This is a genomic window from Pseudomonas palmensis, assembly GCF_049942755.1.
In the GTDB taxonomy this organism is placed as follows: Bacteria; Pseudomonadota; Gammaproteobacteria; order Pseudomonadales; family Pseudomonadaceae; genus Aquipseudomonas; species Aquipseudomonas palmensis.
Map to the genome: position 1 here is coordinate 3,996,175 of NZ_CP187958.1, position 26,265 is coordinate 4,022,439.

General features: G+C 63.3%; 24 protein-coding genes. 14 read left to right on the forward strand and 10 right to left on the reverse strand.

All coding sequences use genetic code 11. From position 1 onward, the window contains the following. The first annotated feature begins 39 nt into the window (after positions 1-39). From ppsA to ACPRTJ_RS18595, 9 genes are all read left to right on the forward strand, one after another. A complete protein-coding gene (ppsA, locus tag ACPRTJ_RS18555) occupies positions 40-2,415 on the forward strand; it encodes a phosphoenolpyruvate synthase (protein ID WP_350488904.1) in 2,376 nt (791 codons plus the stop codon). 108 nt (positions 2,416-2,523) lie between these two features. Next, positions 2,524-3,516 (forward strand): alpha/beta fold hydrolase, encoded by a 993-nt coding sequence (locus tag ACPRTJ_RS18560; protein ID WP_043864613.1) that lies wholly within the window; start codon positions 2,524-2,526, stop codon positions 3,514-3,516. Between the two features lie 91 nt (positions 3,517-3,607). After that, on the forward strand, positions 3,608-4,096 hold the full coding sequence (rraA, locus tag ACPRTJ_RS18565) for a ribonuclease E activity regulator RraA (protein WP_043864612.1): 489 nt from the start codon (positions 3,608-3,610) through the stop codon (positions 4,094-4,096). A gap of 27 nt (positions 4,097-4,123) precedes the next feature. Continuing rightward, positions 4,124-5,119 carry a zinc transporter ZntB gene (locus ACPRTJ_RS18570; protein WP_043864611.1) on the forward strand — a complete coding sequence of 332 codons (996 nt, stop codon included), beginning with the start codon at positions 4,124-4,126 and terminating at the stop codon, positions 5,117-5,119. Between the two features lie 98 nt (positions 5,120-5,217). Further along, a complete protein-coding gene (locus ACPRTJ_RS18575; protein ID WP_043864610.1) occupies positions 5,218-5,466 on the forward strand; it encodes a hypothetical protein in 249 nt (82 codons plus the stop codon). Positions 5,467-5,468: 2 nt separating this feature from the next. Beyond that, the gene (locus tag ACPRTJ_RS18580; protein WP_043864609.1) at positions 5,469-6,293 is read left to right on the forward strand and encodes a mechanosensitive ion channel family protein; all 825 of its coding nucleotides are present in this window, start codon (positions 5,469-5,471) and stop codon (positions 6,291-6,293) included. 112 nt (positions 6,294-6,405) lie between these two features. Further along, positions 6,406-6,972, forward strand: coding sequence for an RNA polymerase sigma factor SigX (gene sigX, locus ACPRTJ_RS18585; RefSeq protein WP_010223317.1), 567 nt, complete (start codon positions 6,406-6,408; stop codon positions 6,970-6,972). 109 nt (positions 6,973-7,081) lie between these two features. Next, complete coding sequence (locus tag ACPRTJ_RS18590; protein WP_043864608.1) at positions 7,082-8,125, forward strand: OmpA family protein; 1,044 nt, start codon at positions 7,082-7,084, stop codon at positions 8,123-8,125. A gap of 154 nt (positions 8,126-8,279) precedes the next feature. Beyond that, entirely contained in the window at positions 8,280-9,305 is a 1,026-nt protein-coding gene (locus ACPRTJ_RS18595) for a quinone-dependent dihydroorotate dehydrogenase (RefSeq protein WP_043864607.1), read from the forward strand. A 94-nt stretch (positions 9,306-9,399) separates the two neighbouring features. On the opposite strand, the gene rmf is transcribed toward ACPRTJ_RS18595, so the two are convergent. Further along, positions 9,400-9,615, reverse strand: a complete 216-nt coding sequence (gene rmf, locus ACPRTJ_RS18600) for a ribosome modulation factor (RefSeq protein WP_078479587.1) — start codon at positions 9,613-9,615, stop codon at positions 9,400-9,402. Between the two features lie 540 nt (positions 9,616-10,155). Here rmf and rlmKL point away from each other — a divergent pair. Next, a complete protein-coding gene (rlmKL, locus tag ACPRTJ_RS18605; protein ID WP_078479588.1) occupies positions 10,156-12,354 on the forward strand; it encodes a bifunctional 23S rRNA (guanine(2069)-N(7))-methyltransferase RlmK/23S rRNA (guanine(2445)-N(2))-methyltransferase RlmL in 2,199 nt (732 codons plus the stop codon). Positions 12,355-12,439: 85 nt separating this feature from the next. On the opposite strand, the gene dacB is transcribed toward rlmKL, so the two are convergent. Further along, complete coding sequence (dacB, locus tag ACPRTJ_RS18610; RefSeq protein WP_043864605.1) at positions 12,440-13,903, reverse strand: D-alanyl-D-alanine carboxypeptidase/D-alanyl-D-alanine endopeptidase; 1,464 nt, start codon at positions 13,901-13,903, stop codon at positions 12,440-12,442. A gap of 215 nt (positions 13,904-14,118) precedes the next feature. On the opposite strand from dacB, the gene ACPRTJ_RS18615 reads away from it, so the two are divergent. Continuing rightward, complete coding sequence (locus tag ACPRTJ_RS18615) at positions 14,119-14,463, forward strand: YggL family protein (RefSeq protein WP_043864604.1); 345 nt, start codon at positions 14,119-14,121, stop codon at positions 14,461-14,463. Positions 14,464-14,505: 42 nt separating this feature from the next. Here ACPRTJ_RS18615 and ACPRTJ_RS18620 read toward each other — a convergent pair whose 3' ends face one another. From ACPRTJ_RS18620 to ACPRTJ_RS18655, 8 genes are all read right to left on the reverse strand, one after another. Further along, positions 14,506-18,159, reverse strand: coding sequence for a transporter substrate-binding domain-containing protein (locus ACPRTJ_RS18620; protein WP_278929644.1), 3,654 nt, complete (start codon positions 18,157-18,159; stop codon positions 14,506-14,508). Between the two features lie 8 nt (positions 18,160-18,167). Beyond that, entirely contained in the window at positions 18,168-18,794 is a 627-nt protein-coding gene (locus ACPRTJ_RS18625; protein ID WP_043864602.1) for a response regulator transcription factor, read from the reverse strand. Positions 18,795-19,031: 237 nt separating this feature from the next. Beyond that, positions 19,032-20,363 (reverse strand): deoxyguanosinetriphosphate triphosphohydrolase, encoded by a 1,332-nt coding sequence (locus tag ACPRTJ_RS18630; protein WP_054916205.1) that lies wholly within the window; start codon positions 20,361-20,363, stop codon positions 19,032-19,034. Between the two features lie 62 nt (positions 20,364-20,425). Further along, positions 20,426-21,589, reverse strand: a complete 1,164-nt coding sequence (locus ACPRTJ_RS18635; protein WP_254998297.1) for an EAL domain-containing protein — start codon at positions 21,587-21,589, stop codon at positions 20,426-20,428. Positions 21,590-21,686: 97 nt separating this feature from the next. Then, positions 21,687-22,022 (reverse strand): hypothetical protein, encoded by a 336-nt coding sequence (locus ACPRTJ_RS18640; protein WP_043864599.1) that lies wholly within the window; start codon positions 22,020-22,022, stop codon positions 21,687-21,689. Continuing rightward, positions 22,019-22,387 carry a phage holin family protein gene (locus ACPRTJ_RS18645; protein ID WP_043864598.1) on the reverse strand — a complete coding sequence of 123 codons (369 nt, stop codon included), beginning with the start codon at positions 22,385-22,387 and terminating at the stop codon, positions 22,019-22,021. Before ACPRTJ_RS18645 ends, ACPRTJ_RS18640 begins: the two co-directional genes overlap by 4 nt. A gap of 10 nt (positions 22,388-22,397) precedes the next feature. Beyond that, positions 22,398-22,703 carry a DUF883 family protein gene (locus ACPRTJ_RS18650; RefSeq protein ID WP_043864597.1) on the reverse strand — a complete coding sequence of 102 codons (306 nt, stop codon included), beginning with the start codon at positions 22,701-22,703 and terminating at the stop codon, positions 22,398-22,400. Positions 22,704-22,964: 261 nt separating this feature from the next. Beyond that, positions 22,965-24,923, reverse strand: a complete 1,959-nt coding sequence (locus tag ACPRTJ_RS18655) for a monovalent cation:proton antiporter family protein (RefSeq protein ID WP_123752333.1) — start codon at positions 24,921-24,923, stop codon at positions 22,965-22,967. A 160-nt stretch (positions 24,924-25,083) separates the two neighbouring features. Here ACPRTJ_RS18655 and ACPRTJ_RS18660 point away from each other — a divergent pair, with 160 nt between their 5' ends. The 3 genes from ACPRTJ_RS18660 to ACPRTJ_RS18670 all read left to right on the forward strand — a co-directional run bounded on the left by ACPRTJ_RS18660 (position 25,084) and on the right by ACPRTJ_RS18670 (position 26,260). Beyond that, positions 25,084-25,320: a glutaredoxin family protein gene (locus tag ACPRTJ_RS18660; RefSeq protein WP_043864595.1), complete on the forward strand. Its 237-nt coding sequence runs from the start codon at positions 25,084-25,086 to the stop codon at positions 25,318-25,320. Between the two features lie 126 nt (positions 25,321-25,446). After that, positions 25,447-25,878 carry a D-Ala-D-Ala carboxypeptidase family metallohydrolase gene (locus tag ACPRTJ_RS18665; RefSeq protein WP_123752334.1) on the forward strand — a complete coding sequence of 144 codons (432 nt, stop codon included), beginning with the start codon at positions 25,447-25,449 and terminating at the stop codon, positions 25,876-25,878. A 70-nt stretch (positions 25,879-25,948) separates the two neighbouring features. Continuing rightward, positions 25,949-26,260: a hypothetical protein gene (locus ACPRTJ_RS18670; protein WP_043864594.1), complete on the forward strand. Its 312-nt coding sequence runs from the start codon at positions 25,949-25,951 to the stop codon at positions 26,258-26,260. Positions 26,261-26,265: the final 5 nt, after the last annotated feature.

Here is a 26,265-nt window from a genome sequence, read left to right on the forward strand (position 1 = left end):
GTCATGAGCTTTTCCAACACAGTTAGTGGAGAGATCACCTTGGTAGAGTACGTAGTTTCCCTCGATAAGCTCGGCGTCCATGATGTAGAGCATGTGGGGGGCAAGAACGCATCCCTCGGAGAGATGATCAGTAATCTCGCGGGCGCCGGTGTATCGGTCCCCGGCGGCTTTGCCACTACGGCTCAGGCGTATCGTGACTTTCTCGAGCAGAGCGGCCTGAACGCCCAGATCCATGCCGCCCTCGACGCGCTGGATGTGGATGACGTCAATGCCCTGGCCCGCACCGGCGCACAGATCCGCCAGTGGATCATGGAAGCCGAATTCCCCGAGCGGTTGAACACCGAAATCCGTACCGCCTTCGCCGAAATGTCCCAGGGCAACGCGAACATGGCTGTCGCCGTGCGTTCCTCGGCCACTGCCGAAGACCTGCCGGATGCCTCGTTTGCCGGGCAGCAGGAAACCTTCCTGAACATCCGCGGCGTGGACAACGTGATCCGCGCGGCCAAGGAAGTGTTCGCCTCGCTGTTCAACGACCGCGCCATTTCCTACCGCGTGCACCAGGGCTTCGACCACAAGCTGGTGGCCCTGTCGGCCGGCGTGCAGCGCATGGTGCGTTCCGAAACCGGCACCGCCGGCGTGATGTTCACCCTGGACACCGAGTCGGGTTTCCGTGACGTGGTGTTCATCACCGGCGCCTACGGCCTGGGCGAAACCGTCGTGCAGGGCGCAGTCAACCCCGACGAATTCTACGTGCACAAGGGCACCCTGCAAGCCGGGCGCCCGGCCATCCTGCGCCGCAACCTGGGCAGCAAGGCCATCAAGATGATCTACGGCGACGAGGCCAAGGCCGGTCGTTCGGTCAAGACCGTCGATGTCGACAAGGCCGACCGCACCCGTTTCTGCCTGAGCGACGAAGAGGTCAGCGAGCTGGCCAAGCAGGCCATGATCATCGAGCAGCACTACAAGTGCCCGATGGACATCGAGTGGGCCAAGGACGGTGACGACGGCAAGCTGTACATCGTGCAGGCGCGCCCTGAAACCGTGAAGAGCCGCGCCCAGGCCAACGTCATGGAGCGCTACCTGCTCAAGGAAACCGGCACCGTGCTGGTGGAAGGCCGTGCCATCGGCCAGCGCATCGGTGCCGGCAAGGTGCGGATCATCAAGGACGTGTCGGAGATGGACAAGGTCCAGCCCGGCGACGTGCTGGTGTCCGACATGACCGACCCGGACTGGGAACCGGTGATGAAGCGCGCCAGCGCCATCGTCACCAACCGTGGCGGGCGTACCTGCCACGCCGCGATCATTGCCCGTGAACTGGGCATTCCGGCGGTGGTCGGGTGCGGCAACGCCACCCAGCTGCTCAAGGATGGCCAGGGCGTGACCGTGTCGTGCGCCGAAGGCGATACCGGCTTCATCTTCGAAGGCGAGCTGGGCTTCGACATTCGCCAGAACTCGGTGGATGCCATGCCCGACCTGCCGTTCAAGATCATGATGAACGTCGGCAACCCGGATCGCGCATTCGATTTTGCCCAGCTGCCCAACGCCGGTGTCGGCCTGGCGCGCCTGGAATTCATCATCAACCGCATGATCGGCGTGCACCCCAAGGCACTGCTCAACTATGCCGGCCTGCCGGCCGAGCTCAAGGAAAGCGTCGACAAGCGCATTGCCGGCTACGGCGATCCGGTCGGTTTCTACGTCGAGAAGCTGGTCGAGGGCATCAGCACCCTGGCCGCAGCGTTCTGGCCGAAGAAGGTCATCGTGCGCCTGTCGGACTTCAAGTCCAACGAGTACGCCAACCTGATCGGCGGCAAGCTGTACGAGCCGGAAGAAGAAAACCCGATGCTGGGCTTCCGTGGCGCCTCGCGCTACATCAGCGAATCGTTCCGTGACTGCTTCGAGCTCGAGTGCCGTGCACTCAAGCGCGTGCGCGACGAAATGGGCCTGACCAACGTCGAGATCATGGTGCCGTTCGTACGGACCCTGGGCGAAGCCAGCCAGGTGGTCGACCTGCTGGCCGAGAACGGCCTGGGCCGTGGCGTCAACGGCCTGCGTGTGATCATGATGTGCGAGCTGCCCTCCAACGCGATCCTGGCCGATGAGTTCCTCGAGTACTTCGACGGGTTCTCCATCGGGTCCAACGACCTGACCCAGCTGACCCTGGGCCTGGACCGCGACTCCGGCATCATTGCGCACCTGTTCGACGAGCGTAACCCTGCGGTCAAGAAGCTGCTGGCCAACGCCATCCAGGCCTGCAACAAGGCCGGCAAGTACATCGGTATCTGCGGCCAGGGCCCGTCCGATCACCCTGACCTGGCCAAGTGGCTGATGGAGCAGGGCATCGAAAGCGTCTCGCTGAACCCTGACTCGGTGCTCGAAACCTGGTTCTTCCTGGCCGAGGGCCAGGCCCAGGCCTGATGCGCTGAAGAGGAGCGGCCGCCAGCCAGGAGGCGTCGGGCGGCCGCTTCAACGGATTTTCAGGGCGTGATCCAGTGATGGGCTCGCCCTTTTTTGTGCAAGTAACCTATGCAAAGCAGCAGTACTCTTTTTCCCGTTGCCCTGCTCAGTGCCGAGCGGCGCGGCGACCTCAGCGAAGATGTGTATCGGCTCAAGGCCGGCAACAGCCCCGACCGTACGGTCGAGCTGGCGCTGACACGCCTTGGCATGGCCGACCAGAGCGAGGTGCGCGGTGCCCCGGTCATCCTGTTGCATGGCAGCTTTTCCAACCGGCGCTTCTGGTTCTCGCCGCGCGGTATCGGCCTGGGCGCGACCCTGGCACGCGCCGGTTTCGACGTGTGGATACCGGAAATGCGCGGCCATGGGCTGTCACCCCGCAACCGCGACTACCGCCACAACCGTGTGGCGGACTATGCCCGTTACGATCTGCCGGCAATTGCCGCGTTCGTGTGCGAGGTGAGCGGGCGCACCCCGCACTGGCTTGGCCACTCGCTGGGCGGTACCACGCTGGCGGCAGCATTGGGCGGGGCTTACCTGGCCCAGGAGCAGGTCGCCAGTGCGGCCTTTTTCGGCACCCAGGTCAGCCGAACCTACTGGCCATTGAAAATCCCACCGGTGGAGTGGGGCGGGCGCCTGCTGCTCAAGCGCTTTGCACACCTGTCAGGTTCGCGGCTCAAGCGCGGGCCCGAAGATGAGCCCATCGGCCTGGCGCTGGAAAGCATGCGCTGGTTCGGCCTGTTCGGACGCTTTGGCGACAAGCAGAGCGACTGGTGGGCCGGGCTTGCCGAGGTGCGCGTGCCGGTGCTGGCGGTGGCTGGGGCCGGAGATCACCAGGACCCGGTGTGGGCCTGTCGCAAGTTGTTCGAGCAAATAGGCAGCGAGCACAAGCGTTTCGTGCGGCTGGGGCGCGAGGAAGGCTTCGACAATTTCGGTCATGTCGATATGCTGGTCAGCAAACCGGCCCAGGCCCAGGTGTGGCCGCTGGTGGAGCGCTGGCTGAGCGACCCGCAGGCCATGCTGGCCCCGGCCGAGACAGGTGACCCGCAGCCCGTCGGCGTGTAGCCTTGGTTAAACGCCGGTGCGCCGGCTTCGTCTTTTCAGTGAACGTGTGAAATCCGCTTTCCATTCAATTGGCCATCGACAGGAGTTTCCCATGCATTACCTTACCCCCGACTTGTGTGACGCCTACCCGGACCTGGTGCAGGTGCTGGAGCCGATGTTCAGCAACTTCGGCGGCCGCGATTCGTTCGGCGGTCAGATCGTCACCGTCAAGTGCTTCGAGGACAACTCGCTGGTAAAGGCGCAAGCCGACCTGGATGGCAAGGGCAAGGTGCTGGTGGTCGACGGCGGCGGTTCGCTGCGCCGGGCGCTGCTGGGTGACATGATTGCCGAGAAGGCCGCCAAGAATGGCTGGGAAGGGCTGGTGATCTACGGTTGCGTGCGTGACGTGGATGCGCTGGCGCAAACCAATCTGGGTGTGCAGGCGCTGGCCAGCCACCCGATGAAGACCGACAAGCGCGGCATTGGTGACCTGAATGTGGTGGTCACGTTCGCTGGTGTGACCTTCCGGCCGGGGGAGTACGTGTACGCTGACAACAACGGTGTCATCGTGTCGCCCAGCCCGTTGAAGATGCCCGAGTAATTTTCGCTGACGGTGCGTGGGGTAGGGATGTTCGAGGAAGAAAACGCGCAGTGGGGGCTGGTGCATGCCCTGGTACTCGATGGCAAGGGCGGTGCGCGTTCGATCGCTCGAACCGAACTGGACGATCTGCAGTTGCAGCCGGAGCAGAGCCTGTGGCTGCACTGGGATCGCAGCCACCCGCAAACCCAGACCTGGCTGCGCCATGACAGCGGCCTGAGCCCCTTCGCCTGTGACCTGCTGCTGGAGGAAAACACCCGGCCGCGCCTGGTGCCTTTACCGGATGCGCAGATGTTGCTGTTTCTGCGCGGGGTCAACCTCAACCCGGGCGCCGAACCCGAAGACATGGTGTCGGTGCGCATCTTCGCCCAGGCGCAGCGGGTGATTTCGCTGCGCCTGCGGCCGCTGCGCGCCACCGACGAGCTGCTTCAGCAACTGGACGAGGGACGTGGCCCGACCACGGCCTCCGAGCTGTTGCTGAGCCTGGCCCAGTTGCTGACCGAAAAGGTCCAGGCGCTGGTGTCGGACCTGTCCGAAGTGGTGGATGAAGAGGAAGAAAAACTCGAATCCGACGAACGGTATACGCCTGAGCACGGCAGCCTGCAGCAGATGCGGCGGCGCGCCGCCGGCCTGCGTCGGTTCCTGGCGCCGCAGCGGGAAATCTATGCGCAGCTGGCGCGCAACAAATGGCCATGGTTCGCGCCGGACGATGCCGACTACTGGAACGAGCTCAACAACAGCCTGATCCGCTACCTCGAAGAGCTGGAACTGACCCGCGAGCGCGTGGCGCTGGTGCTTGAAAGCGAGGACCGGCGCCTGAGCGAACGCATGAACAAGACCATGTACCGCTTCGGAATCATCACCTGTATCTTCCTGCCCATGAGCTTTCTGACCGGCTTGCTGGGCATCAACGTGGGGGGCATTCCGGGTTCGGAAAACCCCTACGGCTTCCTTTATGCCAGCTTGCTGGTGCTCGTGCTGGCCCTGGGCCAATGGTGGCTGTTTCGCCGTCTTCGCTGGGTATAGGGGCACTTTCTTGAAATTTCCTACAACATTTGCGCAGATTGTTCATGTGACCCGCCCTATGAGCGTCTCGTCTTTGACAGACATTGCGCGAGGTGCCCATGCACGATCCGTTTGAAGAATCCCTGCGGGACCTGCTCAAGGCCTCGCCGTCCGGCAAAGATCGCGACGACGACGCCTGCCTGGGCCGGGTCCTCAAGACCGCCAACCGTCAGGTAGGCGCGGGCGATCTGTTCAGCCTGCTCGGCCGTTGGAGCCAGGCGCTGATGATCGCCGTGAACAATGGCTCGGCGCATGTCGCGCCGGTGCGTCGTAACGCTTCTGCCCGTAAAGCTGATAAGGCTGATTGATTATGGAACTTGATCTCTGGACCCAGAGCCTGGTGGCGGCGATGACCGCCTTGTGGACCAAAGTCGCCAACTTCATCCCCAACCTGTTTGGGGCGCTGGTGGTGGTGCTGCTGGGCTTTGTGGTTGCCAAGCTGCTCGATACCCTGTTGTCCAAGCTGCTGGCCAAGCTTGGCCTGGATCGCCTGATGGGCGGCACCGGCCTGACCAAGATGCTCAGCCGGGTGGGCATCCAGGTGCCGATCTCGACGCTGATCGGCAAGATCGTCTACTGGTTCGTGCTGCTGATCTTCCTGGTTTCGGCCGCCGAATCCCTGGGGCTTGAACGTGTTTCGGCGACCCTGGACATGCTGGCGCTGTACCTGCCCAAGGTGTTTGGCGGTGCGCTGGTGCTGCTGGCCGGTGTGCTGCTGGCCCAGATCGTCAACGGCCTGGTGCGCGGTGCCGCCGAGGGTATCGGCCTGGAATACGCCGCAGGGGTCGGGCGTATCGCCCAGGGCCTGGTCATCATCATCAGCATTTCGGTGGCCATCAGCCAGTTGGAGGTCAAGACCGACCTGCTCAACCACGTGATTGTCATCGGGTTGATTACCGTTGGTCTGGCAGTTGCGCTGGCCATGGGCCTGGGCAGCCGTGAAATCGCCGGGCAGATCCTGGCTGGAATTTACGTACGTGAGCTCTATCAGGTCGGCCAGCAGGTCCAGATTGGCGAGGTCGAGGGGCAGATCGAAGAGATCGGCACGGTCAAGACGACCGTGCTCACCGACGAGGGTGAACTGGTATCGCTGTCGAACCGGATCCTCCTGGAGCAGCGGGTCAGTAGCCGCTAACCGGGCAAATCCTGCTAATGTATGCCGCCGCAAAATCGCCCAGGCAGGGCGAGCGGCGACAATGACCTGACTGTCGGCCAGATTTGTTTTGAATAAAGTTCACTCGCTGCCCATGCGTTACGACCCCCGCGAGCTCACTGATGAGGAGTTGGTGGCGCGTTCGCATGAGGAGCTTTTTCATGTTACTCGCGCCTATGAAGAGCTCATGCGGCGCTACCAGCGGACCCTTTTTAACGTGTGTGCACGTTATCTGGGGAACGATCGGGATGCTGACGATGTCTGTCAGGAGGTGATGTTGAAGGTGCTGTACGGCCTGAAGAATTTCGAAGGCAAGTCGAAATTCAAGACCTGGCTCTACAGCATCACCTACAACGAATGCATCACCCAGTACCGCAAGGAGCGGCGCAAACGTCGTTTGATGGATGCGCTAAGTCTCGATCCGCTCGAGGAGGCCTCTGAAGAGAAGGCCCCCAAACCGGAAGAGAAAGGCGGGCTGGATAAATGGCTGGTTCATGTGAACCCGATCGACCGCGAAATCCTGGTGCTACGATTTGTCGCAGAGCTGGAGTTCCAGGAGATCGCCGACATCATGCACATGGGCCTGAGCGCCACGAAAATGCGCTACAAGCGTGCGCTCGACAAGCTACGCGAGAAATTTGCGGGCCTCACCGAAACTTAGTGAGTCGCAAATATCTCTAACGTATCGACAAGGTCTGCTAAACTTGTCGACGAGTTGTCCCCCGGGTTTGGTGGGACTACTTAACAATCACCAGATGGGGATTTAACGGATGAAATTGAAAAACACCTTGGGCTTGGCCATTGGTTCTTTTGTTGCCGCAACTTCCTTCGGCGCTCTGGCACAAGGCCAAGGCGCAGTCGAAATTGAAGGCAACGTCACCAAGCAGTACTACGACAGCGAGCGTAACTTCAAGAACGACGGCACCAATCCTGGTGTTCGCCTCGGTTACTTCCTGACCGACGACGTGTCCTTGGACCTGGGCTACAACGAGACTCACAACGCTCGTGGCGACGTGTTCAACAAGGACATCAAAGGTTCCAAGGCCAAGCTGGACGCCACCTACCACCTGGGTACCGTTGGTGACGCAATCCGTCCTTACGTATCGGCTGGTTTCGCTCACGAGAGCCTGGGCCAAGCTACCCGTAACGGTCGCGATCACTCCACCTTCGCCAACCTGGGCGCTGGCGCCAAGTGGTACATCACCGACAACCTGTTCGCCCGTGCTGGCGTTGAAGCGATGTACAACATCGACAACGGCAACACCGAGTGGGGCCCATCCCTGGGTCTGGGTCTGAACTTCGGTGGTAGCGGTGGCAAGGTTGCACCGACTCCTGCGCCAGCTCCAGTAGCTGAAGTCTGCTCCGACAGCGACAACGATGGCGTGTGCGACAACGTCGACAAGTGCCCTGACACCCCAGCCAACGTCACCGTTGACGCTGATGGCTGCCCGGCTGTTGCTGAAGTCGTTCGTGTAGAGCTGGACGTCAAGTTCGACTTCGACAAGTCGGTCGTCAAGCCAAACAGCTACGGCGACATCAAGAACCTGGCTGACTTCATGAAGCAGTACCCATCCACCACCACCACTGTTGAAGGTCACACTGACTCCGTCGGTCCTGACGCTTACAACCAGAAGCTGTCCGAGCGTCGTGCAAACGCCGTGAAGCAGGTTCTGACCAACCAGTACGGTGTTGAGTCGAACCGCGTTGAATCGGTTGGCTACGGTGAGACCCGTCCGGTAGCTGACAACGCCACCGAAGCTGGTCGCGCTGTCAACCGTCGCGTTGAAGCTCAAGTAGAAGCCCAAGCCAAGTAATTGGTCTGACGCTTGAGAAAAGCCCGGCTCCGGCCGGGCTTTTCTTTGCCTGCGATTTGATCGGGCGGTGGGTACAAGGCGTACGCGGGCCTGTCTTCGTGGCGGCTGCACCGCTATAATCGCTGCCTCCCCACACCTCGAGCTAAGCCTGCCCATGTATACCCTGGCCCGCCAGCTGCTGTTCAAACTGTCCCCGGAAACCTCCCACGACCTGTCGCTGGACCTGATCGGTGCAGGTGGGCGCCTGGGCCTCAACGGGCTGTTGACCAAGGCGCCGGCGCAGTTGCCGGTAACCGTCATGGGCTTGCAGTTCGCCAACCCGGTCGGGCTGGCAGCGGGGCTGGACAAGAACGGTGCCGCCATCGACGGCTTCGCTCAACTGGGCTTCGGTTTCGTCGAGATCGGCACCGTGACCCCGCGCCCGCAGCCAGGCAATCCCAAGCCGCGGCTGTTCCGCCTGCCTGAAGCCGAGGCGATCATCAACCGCATGGGCTTCAACAACCTGGGCGTCGACCATCTGCTCGAGCGTGTGCGTGCGGCCAATTACCATGGCGTGCTGGGCATCAATATCGGCAAGAACTTCGATACCCCGGTGGAGCGGGCAGTGGACGATTACCTGATCTGCCTGGAGAAGGTCTACGGTCACGCCAGCTACGTCACCGTCAACGTCAGTTCGCCCAACACCCCGGGCCTGCGCAGCCTGCAGTTTGGCGATTCGCTCAAGCAACTGCTCCAGGCCCTGGCCGAGCGCCGTGAGGCGTTGGCCCTGACCCATGCCAAGCGCGTACCACTGGCCATCAAGATTGCCCCGGACATGAGCGATGAGGAAACCGCACAGGTGGCGTCGGCTTTGCTGGCCACTGGCATGGACGCAGTGATCGCGACCAACACCACCCTTAGCCGCGAAGGTGTGGAAGGCCTGGCGCATGCTGACGAGGCCGGTGGGCTGTCGGGCGCCCCGGTACGCGACAAGAGTACCCACACGGTGCGCATGCTGGCCGCCGAACTGGGCGGCAAGCTGCCGATCATCGCAGCAGGCGGTATCACCGAAGGCAAGCACGCCGCCGAGAAGATCGCGGCCGGTGCAAGCCTTGTGCAGATCTACTCCGGTTTCATCTACAAGGGGCCTGCGCTGATTCGCGAGTCGGTGGACGCCATCGCCGCCATGGGGCCACGCTGAGCGGGCATAAAAAAGGGCCCCTCAAAAGGGGCCCCTGGGCCGCAGCCCGCCGCTCGGATAGAGCGTGCATGGTGACTAGAATTCAGATCCTCGTTCAGCCAACGGCGTGAAGTTCGTTGAGTCTATGGATACCCGCAGTGCCGGTCATACCGTCCCAGTTGTCGCCACGTCCCTCGCGCCAGCCGTTGACCCAGGCTTGGCGTACTGACGGTAGAGTAAAAGGGCAAAGCTCGCGGGATTTGCCGGTGACCCCATATTGGTAGCCACGTAAAAATGCTCTTTCCAACGGATCACGCTTAAGTCTTCTCATAGGGTGTTGCCCTCACTTGTTGACTGTAATGTCCCGTCGGCCTCGGCTGAGGCCGGGCAGAGTCGTTCTGCCGGTTATGCGCTCGCTGCCGGCGTGGCGAGCTCGAAGTGTTGCCCCGTTGCAGGACAACCTGATACGAGTTCTAACCAATGCAGGTCACAGTGTGAATGATCGTTTTGTCATAAGGACGTAACCTTTCCAAGGGTCAGGGGATAAGTAAAAAATTGCTTCAGCGGCGAAATGAAGGCAAAGCCAGCTATGATCAGGCTTTGCTCATGGCTCAGGTCAGAACGCCATCGTTGAGAATCACTTCCAACGCAGGGGCTCAAAACGACGAAGGGTCATAAAAAGTCGCAGTTTTACTAGAATTTTTCATTCTGCCGGACGATCAAAGCCTTTTTACCCTGGGGTAAATGGCCGTTGTCCGGCGGCCCGGCGCCATGTCAGCGCCATTCGAACGCCTGCTGGAAGGCGTTCGATCAAACAGCGAAGGGGCGATGCGCTTGCCTTTTCACCTATTGCTCAAGGCTTGGATTACTCATGTCGGACCGTTTCGAACTCTATCTCACCTGCCCCAAGGGCCTGGAAGGCCTGCTTGCCGAAGAAGCCCGTGGGCTGGGCCTGGAGGATGTGCGAGAGCACACCTCGGCCATTCGCGGCGAAGCCGACATGGAAACCGCCTATCGCCTGTGCCTCTGGTCGCGTCTGGGCAACCGCGTACTGCTGGTGCTCAAGCGCTTCAACATGAAGAACGCCGATGACCTGTATGACGGGGTCAACGCCGTCGACTGGCAGGATCACCTGGAAGCCACTGGCAGCCTGGCTGTGGAGTTCAGCGGACACGGCTCGGGCATCGACAACACCCACTTCGGCGCGCTCAAGGTCAAGGATGCCATCGTCGACAAGCTGCGCAATGCGGCGGGCGAGCGGCCTTCGGTAGACAAGCTCAACCCCGATCTGCGTGTGCACCTGCGCCTGGAACGCGGCGAGGCGATTCTGTCCCTGGACCTGTCCGGCCACAGCCTGCACCAACGAGGCTACCGTCTGCAGCAGGGGGCTGCGCCACTGAAGGAAAACCTTGCCGCTGCCGTGCTGATCCGTGCCGGCTGGCCGCGTATTGCTGCCCAGGGCGGCGCGCTGGCCGACCCGATGTGCGGTGTGGGTACATTCCTGGTGGAGGCGGCGATGATTGCCGCCGATATCGCGCCGAACCTGCGCCGCGAGCGCTGGGGCTTCAGCGCCTGGCTGGGTCACGTGCCGGCGCTGTGGCGCAAGCTGCACGACGAGGCCAAGGCGCGCGCCGAAGCCGGGCTGGCACGTCCGCCGCTGTGGATCCGCGGCTACGAGGCCGATCCGCGGCTGATCCAGCCAGGGCGCAACAATGTCGAGCGTGCGGGCCTGAGCGACTGGATCAAGATCTACCAGGGCGAAGTGGGCAGCTTCGAGCCGCGTCCCGACCAGAACCAGAAGGGCCTGGTAATCTGCAACCCGCCCTACGGTGAGCGTCTGGGTGATGAAGCCAGCCTGCTGTATCTCTACCAGAACCTGGGTGAACGCCTGCGCCAGGCCTGCCTGAACTGGGAGGCGGCGGTATTCACCGGCGCGCCCGATCTGGGCAAGCGCATGGGTATTCGCAGCCACAAGCAGTACGCCTTCTGGAACGGCGCGCTGCCGTGCAAGCTGCTGCTGATCAGGGTGCAGCCCGATCAGTTCGTCACCGGCGAGCGTCGTCAGCCAGAGCGCGAGCGGGGCAGCGAGCCGAGCGAGCCCGTGGTTTCAGTCGCCAGCGAGCCGGCGCGTCTGAGCGAAGGCGGGCAGATGTTCGCCAACCGCCTGCAGAAGAACCTCAAGCAACTGGGCAAGTGGGCCAAGCGCGAGAACATCACCTGCTACCGCGTCTACGATGCCGACATGCCGGAATACGCGCTGGCCATCGACCTCTACCATGACTGGGTGCATGTTCAGGAGTACGCCGCGCCGCGCTCGATCGACCCGGAAAAAGCCCAGGCGCGTCTGTTCGATGCCCTGGCGGCGATCCCCCAGGCGCTGAACATCGACCAGAGCCGCGTGGTGATCAAGCGGCGCGAGCGGCAATCCGGCACCAAGCAGTACGAGCGCCAGAGCAGCCAGGGTCAGTTCACCGAGGTGAGCGAAGGTGGCGTCAAGCTGCTGGTCAACCTGACCGACTACCTCGATACCGGGCTGTTCCTCGACCATCGCCCGATGCGCATGCGCATCCAGCGCGAGGCGGCCGGCAAACGCTTCCTCAACCTGTTCTGCTATACCGCCACGGCCAGCGTGCATGCGGCCAAGGGTGGCGCACGCAGCACCACCAGTGTCGACCTGTCGAAAACCTACCTGGATTGGGCGCGGCGCAACTTCTCGCTCAACGGCTTCTCGGACAAGAACCGCCTGGAGCAGGGCGACGTGATGGCGTGGCTGCAGGCCTGCCGCGAGGAGTACGAGCTGATCTTCATCGACCCGCCGACCTTCTCCAACTCCAAGCGCATGGAAGGGGTGTTCGACGTGCAGCGTGACCATGTGGAGCTACTTGACCTGGCCGTTGCGCGCCTGGCACCGGGTGGCGTGCTGTATTTCTCCAACAACTTCCGCAAGTTCCAGCTCGACGAACACCTGCAGGAGCGTTACGCGGTCGAGGAGATCACCGCCCAGACCCTGGACCCGGACTTCGCGCGCAACAGCAAGATCCACCGCGCATGGCGCATCCAGGCGCGCTGATGGCGCGCAGGATGTGATCAGGCGTGTGGGGGGTGGCTACCTTGCAGCCACCGCCTACATGCCCGGGTGGAGCCCTGAGCCCGGCTCAGGGTTGCAGCGCTGCGGTACTGCTGTTGAGCTTTGGCTGGCGGTACAGGTCCAACAGCACCTGGTCGAGCACTGCCGAGGCGCCCCAGGGTTTGGGGTCGTTGAGAATTGCCACCACCGCCCAGGTGTTGCCGTTGCTGTCGCGGCTGAAGCCGGCGATGGCACGCACCGTATTCAGGGTGCCGGTCTTGATGTGTGCTTCACCGGTCATGGCGGTGCGCTTGAGGCGCTTGCGCATGGTGCCGTCCATGCCGGTCAGCGGCATCGAACTGATGAATTCGGCAGCGTAGGGGCTCTTCCAGGCTGCCTGCAGCAGGGTGGCCATTTCCCTGGCGCTGACACGCTCGGCACGCGACAGCCCTGAACCGTTCTCCATGACCAGATGCGGCGCGGTGATGCCTTTCTTCGCCAGCCACTGGCGCACCACGCGCTGTGCGGCACGGGCATCGTCGCCGTCGGCATCGGTGCGGTACTGCGCGCCCAGGCTCAGGAACAGTTGCTGGGCCATGGTGTTGTTGCTGTATTTGTTGATGTCGCGGATCACCTCCACCAGGTCCGGGGAGAATGCGCGGGCCAGCAGGCGTGCACTCTTGGGAACTTCGGCAACCCGGTCAGCCCCCATGATGCGCCCGCCCAGTTCGTTCCAGATGGCACGTACCGCGCCGGCGGCGTAGGTCTGGTGGTCGAGCAGTGCCAGGTAGGTCTGGGAGTTGCAGCCGTCAGCCAACTGGCCGCTGACCACCACGCTGACGCCGTCGGCCTGGGTCACCGGGTTGTAGCGCACTTCGCCCTTGCACTGGTTGCCCGGTACCGCCTTGACCTGGTTGTCGATGCGGATGCTGGCGATGGGCGGCTCTACCGATACCAGGACCTTGCCGCCATCGTTGCGTGCCACGAAGCGCAAGGCCTTGAGGTTGACCAGCAGGGAGTCGGGCTTGACCAGGAACGGCTTGTTTTCATCGCCGCCGTCGTCGTTGAACTGGGGAAGCTGGGGCTGCACGAAGTGGCTGCGGTCCAGCACCAGGTCGCCATTGATGGTCTGTACGCCGTTGGCGCGCAGGTCGCGCATCAGCAGCCAGAGTTTTTCCATGTTCAGCTTGGGGTCGCCGCCGCCCTTGAGGTACAGGTTGCCGTTGAGGGTGCCGTTGCTCAGGGTGCCGTCGGTGTAGAACTCGGTTTTCCACTGGTGGGTCGGGCCGAGCATTTCCAGCGCGGCATAAGTGGTGACCAGTTTCATGGTCGAGGCCGGGTTGACCGACACATCGGCGTTGAACACCGTGGGTGTGCCCGGGCCATTGAGCGGCAGCATCACCAGCGACAGCGCGGAGCCGTCGAGCTTGTTGGTCTTGAGGGCCTGTTGCACCTTGGGCGAAAGGGTGGTGTTGACGGGGGCGGCGTGGGCCGGCATGGCCAGTGGCAGCAGCAGGCCGGCGAACAGCAGTGAACGTAGAGATGTGGTCATTTGCACTGAAACCCTGCAGGCGAGGGGTGAAAAAAACCAGAGCGCAATAGGGTGACGGCCCCGGTATGGAAAAATATAGCGCGCATTATGCACCACGCATGCTGCCCATGTGCCTAACAATGCCTGTCAGTGCGGCGATTTTTCGGGTTTTATTCAGGCAGTTTCGCGGTGGAACTGGTAAAGTGCCGCGCGTTATTACTTAAGAGGATTGTTTCATGGCGACCAACCGTTCCCGCCGTCTGCGTAAAAAACTGTGTGTAGACGAGTTCCAGGAGCTGGGTTTCGAACTGAACCTGGAGTTCAAGGAAGACCTGTCCGACGAAGCCATTGACGCTTTCCTCGACGCCTTCCTGGATGAAGCCATGGATGCCAACGGCCTGGACTACGTCGGCGGCGACGACTTCGGTCTGGTCTGCAAGGCAGATCGTGGCTCGGTCACCGAAGAGCAGCGTGCTGCAGTGCAGGCATGGCTCAAAGGCCGCAGCGAGCTGACCAAGATCGAAGTCAGCCCGTTGCTGGATGCCTGGTATCCGGAAAAGCCGGTCAACCCGGCTAGCTGATACCTCGTCAAAGCGGCAGCCCTGGTGGCTGCCGCTTGCGTTCTACCCCTGCATCGGCCCCGTTCCCGTGGGCTGCGACAGCGCCTCCAGCGTATCGCGCAACGCCTGATCCACCTCGTTCATTGCCCTTAGCACCTGCCGTTTGCGTCGCCTGAGCACAGGTTCTGGCGCAGCGTCCTCGCACGCCGCTTCCAGCCGTTCGCAGGCCAGCATCAGCGCTTCGGACTGCACCATGCGCGCCACCCCCAGCACCTTGTGTGCAGCGTCCCTGAGTATTGCCGGCGAGCCGCGAGTATCGGCGTCGAGCAGCTGCTGACGGTCGATCGGGGCGCAGCTGAGCAACTGTTCGAGCAGGCGGCGCAGTTCGCCTGGGTCGTTGCCGATGATCGGCCCCAGCCCCATCAGGTCGATCAGGGGCATGTCACCACGGGCGCGTCCTGCCGACAGGGGAGCGTCGTTCAGGCGCTGGCTGAGTTCATGCAGGGTGATGGGTTTGAGCAGGCAGTCGTTCATGCCCGCGGCGTGGCAGCGATCACGCACTTCAGGTTGGGTGTTGGCGGTGTAGGCCAGGATGGTGCAGGGCGCGCGCCCGAGTATGCGCTCTTCCTCGCGTACGGCCTGGGCCAACTGGTAGCCGTCCATCTGCGGCATGTTGCAGTCCACGATCAACACGTCGAAAGGCTCCAGGCGCCATGCCTGCAGCGCACTCAGGCCGCTGTCGGCATTGGTGTGCTGCACGCCGAGAAAGTCCAGCTGCTGGCCCATCAGCAGCAGGTTGGCCGGGTGGTCGTCGACCACCAGCACCTTCACCGCCGGCGCCGGCAAGGTCGGCTGGGGCACGGGGTCGGCGAGCTTCTCGCAGGCTGCCAACCCCGTCAGTGGCATGCTGATCTTCACCTCGGTCCCGGTGCCCGGTTCGCTGTGCAGCGTCAGCTGGCCGCCCATCATGGCGCACAGGCTGCGGCTGATGACCAGGCCCAGGCCGGTGCCGCTGCGTGCCAGCGGGCTGTCGGGGGCGACCTGGGCGAAGGGCTGGAACAGGTACTGCTGGTCGGTCGCGCTGATGCCGATACCGCTGTCGCTGACCGAGAGCAGCAGTTGCAGGGTATCGGGCCCGGCCCCCGGTTGCAGGGCCAGGTCCACGCGTACCTGGCCCTGGTCGGTGAACTTGATCGCGTTGCTGACCAGGTTCGAGAGGATCTGCTTGAAGCGCAGCGGGTCGAGCAGCACGTCGCGGCAGGCGCTCTCGTCGATGACCAGGCTCAGGCTGAGGTCCTTCTGCCGGGCCAGGGCCTCGAACACCCGACCCACCGACTCCACCAGCTCACCCAGGTTGACGCGCTGGGGGCTCAGGCTCATGTGGCCGGACTCGATACGCGCGATGTCGAGGATATCGCCGATCAGCGACAGCAGGTCCCTGGCCGAACTGTAGGCCACCTCGATGGCGGGACGGTCGAGGTGCCCGGCATCGGCGCGCTTGAGTGCCAGCTCGAGCATGCCGATCACCGCGTTCATGGGGGTACGGATCTCGTGGCTCATGGTGGCCAGGAACTTGCTTTTTGCACGGTTGGCATTGTCGGCCTGCTCCTTGGCCTGGCGCAGTTCCTGGATCAGCTGGCGGCGGTCGCTGATGTCCAGCCAGCCGCCGATGATGCCCTGTACCTCGCCCAGCGAGTCGCGGTACGGCAGTACCCAGTGGTAGATGGTCAGCTCGCGGTTCTTCAGCATCATGGGGCGGTCGACGATCAATGGCAGGCCTTCGTTCATCACCTGCTGGTAGTCCGCCTGAAACTGACTGGCATTGTCGGCATCGGTGAGCGGCGCATCGTGGATGGACTTGCCCAGTACCTCTTCGGCGCGCGCCTCAACGGCCTGCAGGTAGCTGTCGTTGCAGCTCTTGAGCAGGCCTTGGCGGTCACGCACGTAGATCGGGTGCGGCGTGCCGTTGACCAGCGCCCGCATGAACTCGAGCTGGTCGCCCAGGGCGCGCTCGATCTGCTCGCGCTTCTTGATCTGGCGACGCATCCAGCCGTTCCAGGCCAGCGACAGGATCAGCAGCAGGCCAGTGCCCAGCACCAGTTGAATGATGAAGCGCTGGTGGCTTTGCCAGTAGGAGCTGGGTTCGCCGCTGAAATCGCGCCAGCGGCCATTGATTGCGCCCAGCTCCTGGGGCGGGATGCTAAGCAGGGCCTTGTCGAGGATGGAGGTCAGTTCGTCGGCGCCCTGGGCGGTGGCCATGGAGTAGGTCGCCGGCTCGTCGCCGATGTTGGCGCGGATGATCAGCTGCTTTTGGGTGGTGAGCCTGAAATTGGCATTGATCAGCGCGGTGACCATGCCGTCCACCTGGTGACGCGACAGCAGTTCGGCGGAGGCTGCGGGGCTTTCCGTTTCAACCAGCTCGATGCCGCCATGGCGAATGCGCAGCCCGTCGTTGAGGGTGCTGCCGCGGGTCACGGCCAGGCGCTTGCCATACAGCTGGCGCAGCGATGCAGGTTCGTCCTCGCCCTTGCGCGTGACCAGCACGTAGGCGTTCTCCAGGTAGGGCCGGCTGATGTTCAGGGTGGCTTCGCGCTGTGTGCTGGGCGTGATGGTGGCGATGACGTCGGCGCGACCCTGGTGCAACTGGTCGATCATGTCGCTGATGCCGGCGCTGCGATGGATCTCGAAACGCAGGCCGGTGCGCAGACGGATCAGCTCGAGCAGGTCGGCAACGATACCTCGCAGGTTGTTGGCACTGTCGTAGAACGACAGCGGCGCGGCGTTTTCGTCCACCACCACGCGCACCACCGGGTGTGCCGCCAGCCAGCGTTGTTCGCGTGGGGAAAGTTGCAGCTTGCGATCAGTCAGCAGCATGCCGTCGCCGATGCTCCAGCGCTGGAAGATACTGGTGCGCATGGCGCTGGTGACCGCGTCCAGGGTGGTATTGACCAGCTCGAGCAGCAGCGGGTTGTCGGCGCGCAGGGCGAAGCTGAAGCCCACAGGCTCGTGTTTGCCGAAGTTCACCATCTTGAGGTTTTTCAGGTAGCCCTGGTTGATCTGGTAATAGGTCGACAAGGCGTCCCCCAGGAACACGTCGGCCTGTTCGAAGGCCACCGCGTTGAGGGCATTGTGGTAGGAGCTGTAGGTCTGCACCGTGGCGTTGGGGTAGGTGGCGCGAACCTCGCTCAATGGCAGGTAATGGGCAACCACGCTCAGGCGCAGCCCCTTGAGGCCGTTGTCCAGTGCCCGGGTTTCATTTTCGCGGGTGACCAGCACCGGCAGGTCTTCGGCATAGGGGCGCGACAGGGCCACCTCGGGGAGGGCGGCATCGTAGCCATTGGCACTTCCCAGCAGGTCGATGTGCCCGTCTATCAGGGCTTGCAGGGCCTTGTCGCGGTTGGCGAAGCGCTTGACCCGAATGGGCCGGTTCAAGGTATTGCCGATCAGGCCGGCGTAGTCGGCGGTCAGGCCCTCGTAATCGCGGCCACTGGCGGTGATGTCGAACGGCGCGTAGTCCGGTGCCGAAGTGCCCAGTACCAGCACGTCATGCTTGTCGAGCCAGTCGGCCTGGGCCGGTGTGGGGGTTACAGCCATGGCCGCCAGGCCGCTGCGGCTGAGCAGCTCGTAGTTGCGCTCGCCGGGTTCGTTGGCGCAGAGCGAAGGGGCGAGGCAGGCCCCGGCGAACAGCAGGCAGAACAACAGAAGACGTTTGGCCATGCTCGCACTCATACCAGCGCGTTGCGTTTGGCCATCTCGATCAGTTCCACCAGCGAGTTGGCCTTGAGTTTCTGCATCAGGCGTTTTTTATAGGTGCTCACGGTTTTATTGCTGAGAAACATGCCGGACGCAATTTCCTTGTTGCTCTTGCCCTGGGCAAACAGTTGCAGAACCATCAGTTCCCGATCATTGACAGTCTTGAACAGTTCCATCTCGCTGTCGCCGCTGTCCTGATGGCGAAGTGGGTTTATTGCCTGGCTGGGGAAATAGTTGTAACCGGAAAGTACCGCCTTGATGGCACTGAGCAACTCGCTGAGGTCCTCCTGCTTGCATACATAACCGCAGGCCCCCGACAACATGCAGCGTGTTGCAAACAGTACGGGTGATTGCGCAGTCAGCACCAGAACCTTCATCGGTACGGCCATGCTGTTGAAGCGTGACAGCACTTCCAGGCCGTCCAGCTTGGGGATGCCGATGTCGAGGATGATCAGGTCGGGCACGGTTTCGCGGGTCATCTGCATGGCGTCCACGCCATTGTCGGATTCGCCGGTGACCCGATAACCCTCGTTCTCCAGCAACATGCGTACAGCCAGGCGAATGACGGGATGATCGTCGACAATAAATACGGAGTGCATAATCACCTTCCAGGTAGGGGCCATAAAGAAGCCGCACCATAGCCCAGTTGGAAGGCGTGCACGTAAATAGAGTTGCGCTCAAACTTAATATGGGAAAATTCCTACAATAAGTTGGGCGCAAGGCTACAAATAGTTGATTTTCAAGCGCGCCACATCGTTTTGCGCACTAATCAATACGGCTGCAATCGCCTACGTTACATACGTGGAAGTTGCAGCGTATTGATCGGGTCAACTGCATCAGATCGGGCTTGAACGCCCGGTCATTTCGCGGGCCATTTCGCTGGCATAGCTGTCGGTCATGCCGGCAATGAAGTCGATCATGCGCAGGAAGGCGCTGTGCAATGTGCTGTTGGGGTCGGGCGCATTGTTGCCCAGCAGGTCAAGGATGCGCCGGTGCTTGAACGATGGCGTGCGTCCGCCGTGCTGTTCCAGCGCTGCGCCGCAAAATGCATTGAGCAGAATCTCCAGCGTGGTGTAGGCACCGATTTCATGCAGTGTCTTGCGCTTGTCCTGGAAGATCTTCTTGCGCGCCATGTCCTTTGCCTGCAGCACACAGCGCTTGGCCGGGCCGTGCATGTGCTCGACCAGGTCGCCGTGCAGGGTGCCGGCCAGCAAGGCTTGCTGCTGCTCGACGAATGCCCGCGCGGCGGCGTTGGTCAGGTGCTCGATCGCCTTGCCGCGCAGGATCGCCAGCTTGCGCCGGCGCGAATCCCCGGGGCCCAGCTGGCGGTAGGTTTGCGGCAGGTCGTCACCCACCAGCCCCAGCAGCAGCGCTTCTACCTCGGCGTAGTCGAGCAGCTCCATTTCCAGGCCGTCTTCCAGGTCGATCAGCGCATAGCAGATATCGTCGGCGGCCTCCATCAGGTACACCAGCGGGTGCCGGGCCCAGCGTTGCGGCTCGAGTTGCGGCATGCCCAGCTTGCGTGCGATCTGCTCCAGCAACGGCAGCTCGCTCTGGTAGCAGCCGAACTTGTGCTTCTTGTAGCCCAGGGCATCGGCGTGGCGGGCGCTCCAGGGGTACTTGAGGTAGGTGCCCAGGGTGGCGTAGGTGAGGCGCGTGCCGCCATCGAACTGGTGATACTCCAGTTGGGTCAACACGCGAAAGCCCTGGGCATTGCCTTCGAAATTGAGGAAGTCGCCCCGTTCGGCATCGCTCATCGCATCCAGCCAGCCGCGTCCGGCGGCCTGCTGAAACCAGTGCCGGATTGCGTCCTCGCCGGAGTGGCCGAACGGCGGGTTGCCGATATCGTGGGCCAGGCAGGCAGACTGCACCACCATGCCCAGGTCGCTGGGCGCGCACCAGTCCGGCAGGCTGTCGCGCAGTGTCTCGCCCACCCGCATGCCCAGCGAGCGGCCCACGCAACTGACCTCCAGCGAGTGGGTCAGGCGCGTGTGGATGTGATCGTTGCTGGTGACCGGGTGTACCTGGGTTTTGCGCCCCAGGCGGCGAAAGGCACCCGAGAAGATGATCCGGTCGTGGTCCTTGTGGAAGGGGCTGCGCCCGAGTTCTTCGGGGCTGTGCAGGGTTTTGCCGAGGCGTTCGCGGGTAAGCAGTGTGTGCCAGTCCAAGGCCGGTTCTCCAGTGCGGGGCAGGCCCCTAGCTTCCCGTGTCCCGGACGTGGCCGCAACCCTCAGAGGCCATCGGCATCCAGGTCGATCAGCAGCAGGCGGCGCCCGTCGTCGAAGAACTGGCCGGCGGTCATGCAGTACTGGTTGGTGGTGGCGTCGCGGTAGGTGCTGGACAGAATCAACCGGCGCTCATCCCAGCCCTCGGCCAGCAGGTGATAAAAGTAGGGCCGCCATGACCAGTTGTGGCCCTGGTAGCCGTTGTTCACGTGCCAGTGCTGGCCGTGCCATTCCAGATTGGGGGTGAGCTGGGTGCCGTGCCGGTCACACAGAAAAAACCGCAGCACCCAAGGGTAGGCGTGCAGGTTCGGCAACTGTTCGACCGAGGCCTGGGCCTGCGCCCAGGCCTGCAGCCGGGGCATCAGTTCGGCCAGTTGCTGGCGGCGCTGCATCAGCCGTGCGCGCTCGTCCAGCTTGGCCTGCACGTAGCGCTCGCGCAGGTGGCCGAAGCGGGTGACGAATGCATCGCTGGCGAAAAAACCGGCCTGGGCCTGGGCGAACAGGTGGCCCTGCAGGTAACGCGCGCCACATTCCAGGGCGAAGTCAAGCTCGGCCTCGTTCTCGACGCCTTCGGCAATGATCCAGCACCCGGTCTTCTCGGCCATCTGGGCCAGGGCCTTGACCACTTCGCTGCTGGGCCCGCCGCGGGCGGCGGCCTGGAACAGGCGCATGTCGAGCTTGAGAATGTCTGGCTGCAGCGCCAGCACCCGGTCCAGCTGCGAGTAGCCGGCGCCGAAATCATCGATGGCGATGCGTGCGCCGGCCTGGCGATAGCGCGTGACCACATCGGCCAGGCGCTGCAGGTCGCCGCCCTGTTCGGTGATCTCGAAGACCACCCGGCGTGGATCGATGCCGTGCTGTCGTACCTGCATCAGGCTGGGCAAGGGCTCGTCGGCAGCCAGCTCGCTGATCCAGCGGGGCGAGATGTTCAGGCTCAGAAACCAGTCGCCCGGTGCCTGGCTGAAGGTTGCCAGGGCCTGGCCACGCAGCGTGCGATCGAGGGTGCGCAGGGCTGCGGTGGGCATTTGCGGGTCAATGAACAGCGGGCCGACCGAGCGCAGCTGGCCGTCGGCCTGAACCAGTCGGCCAAGGGCTTCGATACCGGCGATGCGGCCAGTGGCCGTATCGATGAAGGGTTGATAGCAGGCGAGCGGGTGCCCGTCGTACACGGCGGCTCCTTGTTTTTACGAGACGGCTGGCCGGATGCTCAGCACGGCAAGCCTGCGGCCCGCCGCCTCGTATTGCAAGAATGCAGCCAGTTTGCGTTCAGCGCCTTGACTGCATGAACAGGCGTATCAGCGGGGTCAGGCTGCTGCCCACACCGGCCAGCCGTGTCAGGCTGCCGTTGCGTGCGCCCTTGCCGGTCAGAAAGCCCAGCAGCACCACGGCGCCGATACCCCAGAGGGGCGCGTGCTTGATGCCCAGGCCGCCCTGCAGCCCGCCTTGCAGGGAGTCGCCCACCCCGCGCAGGCGTGTCAGCGGCTTGAGCAGTTGCCCGGATTCGTGGCGGATTTCCTGGCGACGCATTTCCAGGCGCAGGCGTACCAGGGCCTTGCGCAGTTCGCGGCGGTCGGTGGTTTGCGGCAATTCAGGCAGGCTCATGGCAACAGGCGCTCCCGGTCCTTGGCAAGTTCTTCGAGGGTGGCATGGAACGGCGAGGACTCGTCGAACACCGCTGCCTTGAGGCGCAGCCCGCAGAACACCGCCGCCAGGCTGTAGAACACGCACAGGCCGATGATGCCGGCCAGGCGATAACTGTCCCACAGCAGAATCAGCAGCAGCGCCGACAAGGCCGTCAGCAACAGCAGGGCGAACACCAGGGCCAGCCCGGCGAACAGCAGCAGGCTCAGGGTGCGCGCCTTCTGTTCCTGCAGTTCGATGCCGAACAGTTCGACGTGGCCGTGCAGCAGACCAAGGATGGCGGCGCCAAGGCGCCGTGAAGACGAGCCGGTGGTTTCGGTTTCCATACCCCGTACCTCAGCGACGACTGGCCAGCAGGCCGATCAGAAAGCCCACGCCAGCGGCAATGCCGACGGATTGCCAGGGGTTGGACTGCACGTAGTCCTCGGTGGCGCTGAGTGCAGCCTGGCTGCGTTCACGTACCGAGTCCTGGGTCTGCTTGAGGGTCTCGCGGGCACGCGACACGCTTTCCTCGATCTGCCTGCGCAACTCGTCGGCCTGATCGCCGGCCAGGGTCGCGGAGTGCTCCAGCAGTTTTTCGGCATCCTGTACCAGGATTTCGAAGTCTGCCTGAAGGATGTCTTTTGCAGTTTTGCGGGCCATGGGTCTCTCCGTGTCAAGTGGGCGTCTGGCATTTCGAGTGCCGAGCGCTGCGTAAGGTTCAGTGCAATCGGCAGTGGTACAGCATTTGCCTTGCCTTGGTGCAGCAGGCCGGGCGGCCGCGCCAGATCAGGGCGCGAAACGACGGCCGGTCGATAAACCATAACCCAATCCACGACAAACCCCGGAAAAAACTCCACGTCAGCGCTGCATTCGCGCCCCCGGCCCCCACATGGCGGGCCAGGGTAGTGCGCACGGCAGCCGCTAGCGCCCGGTCAGCAGGCGGGCCTGGCAGGCATCGATGGCGTTGGAGGGGCCGCTCAGCAGCACCGCGTCACCGGCATGCAGGCAGGTATCGGTGGCCAGGGCCACTTCCTCGCCATCGCGCTGCACGGCCTGTATTTCCACCCCGAGCAGGTCCAGGCCCAGCTCGGTCAGCGGGCGACCGCAGGCATAGGCATCGGCGCCCAGGTTGACCGCATGCAGCATGACCTTGGGCAGGCCTTCGCTGTCGACCGGGCTGGTCTGCGCCCCCTGGTAGAACCCGTGCAGCAGGCGATAGCGGCTCTGGCGCACCTCGTCGATACGCTGCTGTACACGCTCCTGGGGTACGCCGAGCATCACCAGGGCATGGGAGGCGAGCATCAGGCTGGACTCCAGCAACTCCGGCACCACCGCCGTGGCACCTGCGGCGCGCAGTTCGTCGCGCAGGCTGTCGTCGCGGGTGCGCACCAGGATCGGCACCTGGGTGTTGAAGTGACGGGCGGCCTTGAGCACGCTCATGGCGACATCGGTCTTGTCCACCGCGATCACCAGCAGCCGGGCACGCTCCAGGCCGATGGCCGCCAGCAGTTCGCCGCGCCGCGAGTCGCCGTAGTGCACGCGCTGCTCGCCGGCGGCGGCCTCCTGCACCCTGACCGGGTCGTCGTCCAGGGCAATGAAGGCCAGCTGTTCGCGCCGCAGGAAGCGCCCGATGGACTGGCCTACCCGGCCATAACCACAGATCAGCACGTGCCCGCTGAGCGAGGCGCTTTGTGCCTGGATCTCTTCGAGTTGCACCTCCTGGTTGGGTTTGCGATGCAGGCGGGCGGCCAGCGCCGGAGCGCCGCGCAGCATCAGCGGGGTGACCAGCATCGAACAGAAGGTGGCGGCCAGCAGCAGGTGCCCGAGGTCTTCGGGCAGCAGGCGGGTCTGTTGCATCTGCGCCATCAGTGCGAAGCAGAACTCGCCGCCCTGGGCCAGGGCCACGCCACTGCGCCAGGCGGTTTCGCTGTCGCTGCCGCGCAGCTTGACCAGCACCGCCACCACCACCCCCTTGATGGCCAGCAGGGCCAGGGTCAGGCCGAGGATTTCCAGGCCGTGGCTGGCAAACAGTTGCAGGTCGATGAGCATGCCGATACTGACAAAGAACAGCCCCAGCAGGATGTCGCGGAAGGGGCGGATATCGGCTTCGATCTGGTGGCGATAGTTGCTTTCGCCCAGCAGCATCCCGGCGAGGAACGCCCCCAGTGCAGGAGACAGGCCCAGCAGGTGGGTAAGCCAGGCGGTCAGCAGCACGATCACCAGCGCCAGCAGCACGAACAGCTCGGCCGAGTGCGAGCGGGCCACCTCGTGGAACAGGCGCGGCAGCAGCCAGCGATTGGCCAGCAGCAGGCCGATGAACAGGATCACGGTCTTGCCCAGGGTCAGCGGCAGCGCCCAGTACCAGGCCTGGCCGCCCTGGCCGGCGAACACCGGCACCAGGGTCAGCAGCAGTACCGCAATCACGTCCTGGAACAGCAGCACGCCAATGGCGTTCTGGCCGTGGCTGCTGAAGATTTCGCCGAGGCTGGTGAGCTCCTTGCTGACGATGGCGGTGGACGACAGCGCCAGGCCGCCGCCCAGCAGCAGGGCAGCCCCGGCCGGCATGCCAAGCAGCCCCAGCAGGCCGGCCAGCAGCAGCGCCGAGCAGATCACCTGCAGGCTGCCCAGGCCGAAGACCACGCGGCGCAGGGCGAGCATCTTGCTTAGAGAGAATTCAAGGCCCAGGGAAAACAGCAGGAACACCACGCCCATTTCGGCGAGGTCGGGTAGTTCTTCGCTTTCATTGACCCAGTCCAGGGCGGTGGGGCCGACGAACAGGCCGACGCACAGGTAGCCCAGCACGGGGGGCAGCTGCAGGCGCCGGAAAATGGCGATGACCACCAGTGACGAGGCCAGGATGATCAGCAGGTTGGCAAACACTCAATACACTCCATTGCAATGCCGACGGGCGCGAAAAAATTTGTCAGTTTACAGCGCTCGAGGCCACGCAGGCTGACCCAGGTCAGTCGTTGGTGTCTCGACCCGCCAGGTGTACGGGCCTAGAATACGGGTCCGCTTTTCACGTTTCACGGTACTTCCCATGCTTCCTGAAACTCAACTGCTCGGCACCCTGGGCTGTCACCTGTGCGAGGTGGCCGAGGCCATTCTGATGCCGCTTGTCGAACACGGGCTGCTGGTCGAGCTGGTCGATATTGCCGATGATCCGGCCGATGTCGAGCGCTACGGCCTGCTGATTCCGGTGCTGCGTCGCTGTGACTCCGGTGCCGAGCTGCTCTGGCCGTTCGATACCGAGCAGGTGGTCGCGTTTCTGAGCTGAGCGTCGCCAGCGGGGTGTTCACATGCCGATGCACAATCTGTGATGCAACGGCGCAGGTGCTGTTGGAGAATCCCCAGCGCAGCATACACCCGTGACGAAGTCTCATCCGCCAAGGAGTGGCGAACCATGCACCTGAGTCCGCATTTCACACTGGAAGAACTGACTGCTTCCGAAACTGCCCGGCGTGAAGGCCTGACCAACCAGCCCGACCCCGATGCGCTGGCCAACCTGCGCCGTCTGAGCCAGACCCTGGAGCAGGTACGCAGCCTGCTCGGGCATCCCATCCGCGTCAACAGTGCCTACCGCAGCAACGAGCTCAACCGTCGTGTCGGCGGGGTGAGCGGCAGTGCGCATACCCTCGGGCTGGCAGCCGATATCAGCGTGGCGGCGCTTTCACCCCTGGTGGTGGCGCAACGTATCCTGGACAGCGGTCTGGCGTTCGACCAGCTCATTCTGGAGTTCGACCGCTGGGTTCACCTGGCCATCGCCGAAGGGGCAGGGCGCAAGCAGGTGCTGACGGTGCGCGAGGGTACCGGCTACCTGCCGGGGTTGCAGTGAGTACTGTTCATTCATACACTGTATGCAAATACAGTAATCGGGTGAGCGCTTGCGCCAGAGGGGCCGGACGATGGTCAACGTCGAACAATTGAAATACAGCGTCAACCGCATGGCTGTCGAACAGGTGCGCGAGGCCGTGCTCGAATTGCGCCTCGATGGCCTGGTCACCGAGGGCAAGACCCCTTTCAGCAAGATCCACTTCAATACCTGCTTTGCCGAGATCGAGGCATTGTTCCAGCGCGCCGGTTACCACCGGGCGCTGGATGTGGTCGGTTATCAGGGCCTGATGTATGCGTTGTACGATCCGGGCCGCTGGGAGGCGGTGGATGTGCTGCGCTGGCTCAAGGAGTTTACCGAGGCTGCGGCAACCCGGGCTGGCTGAGCCGG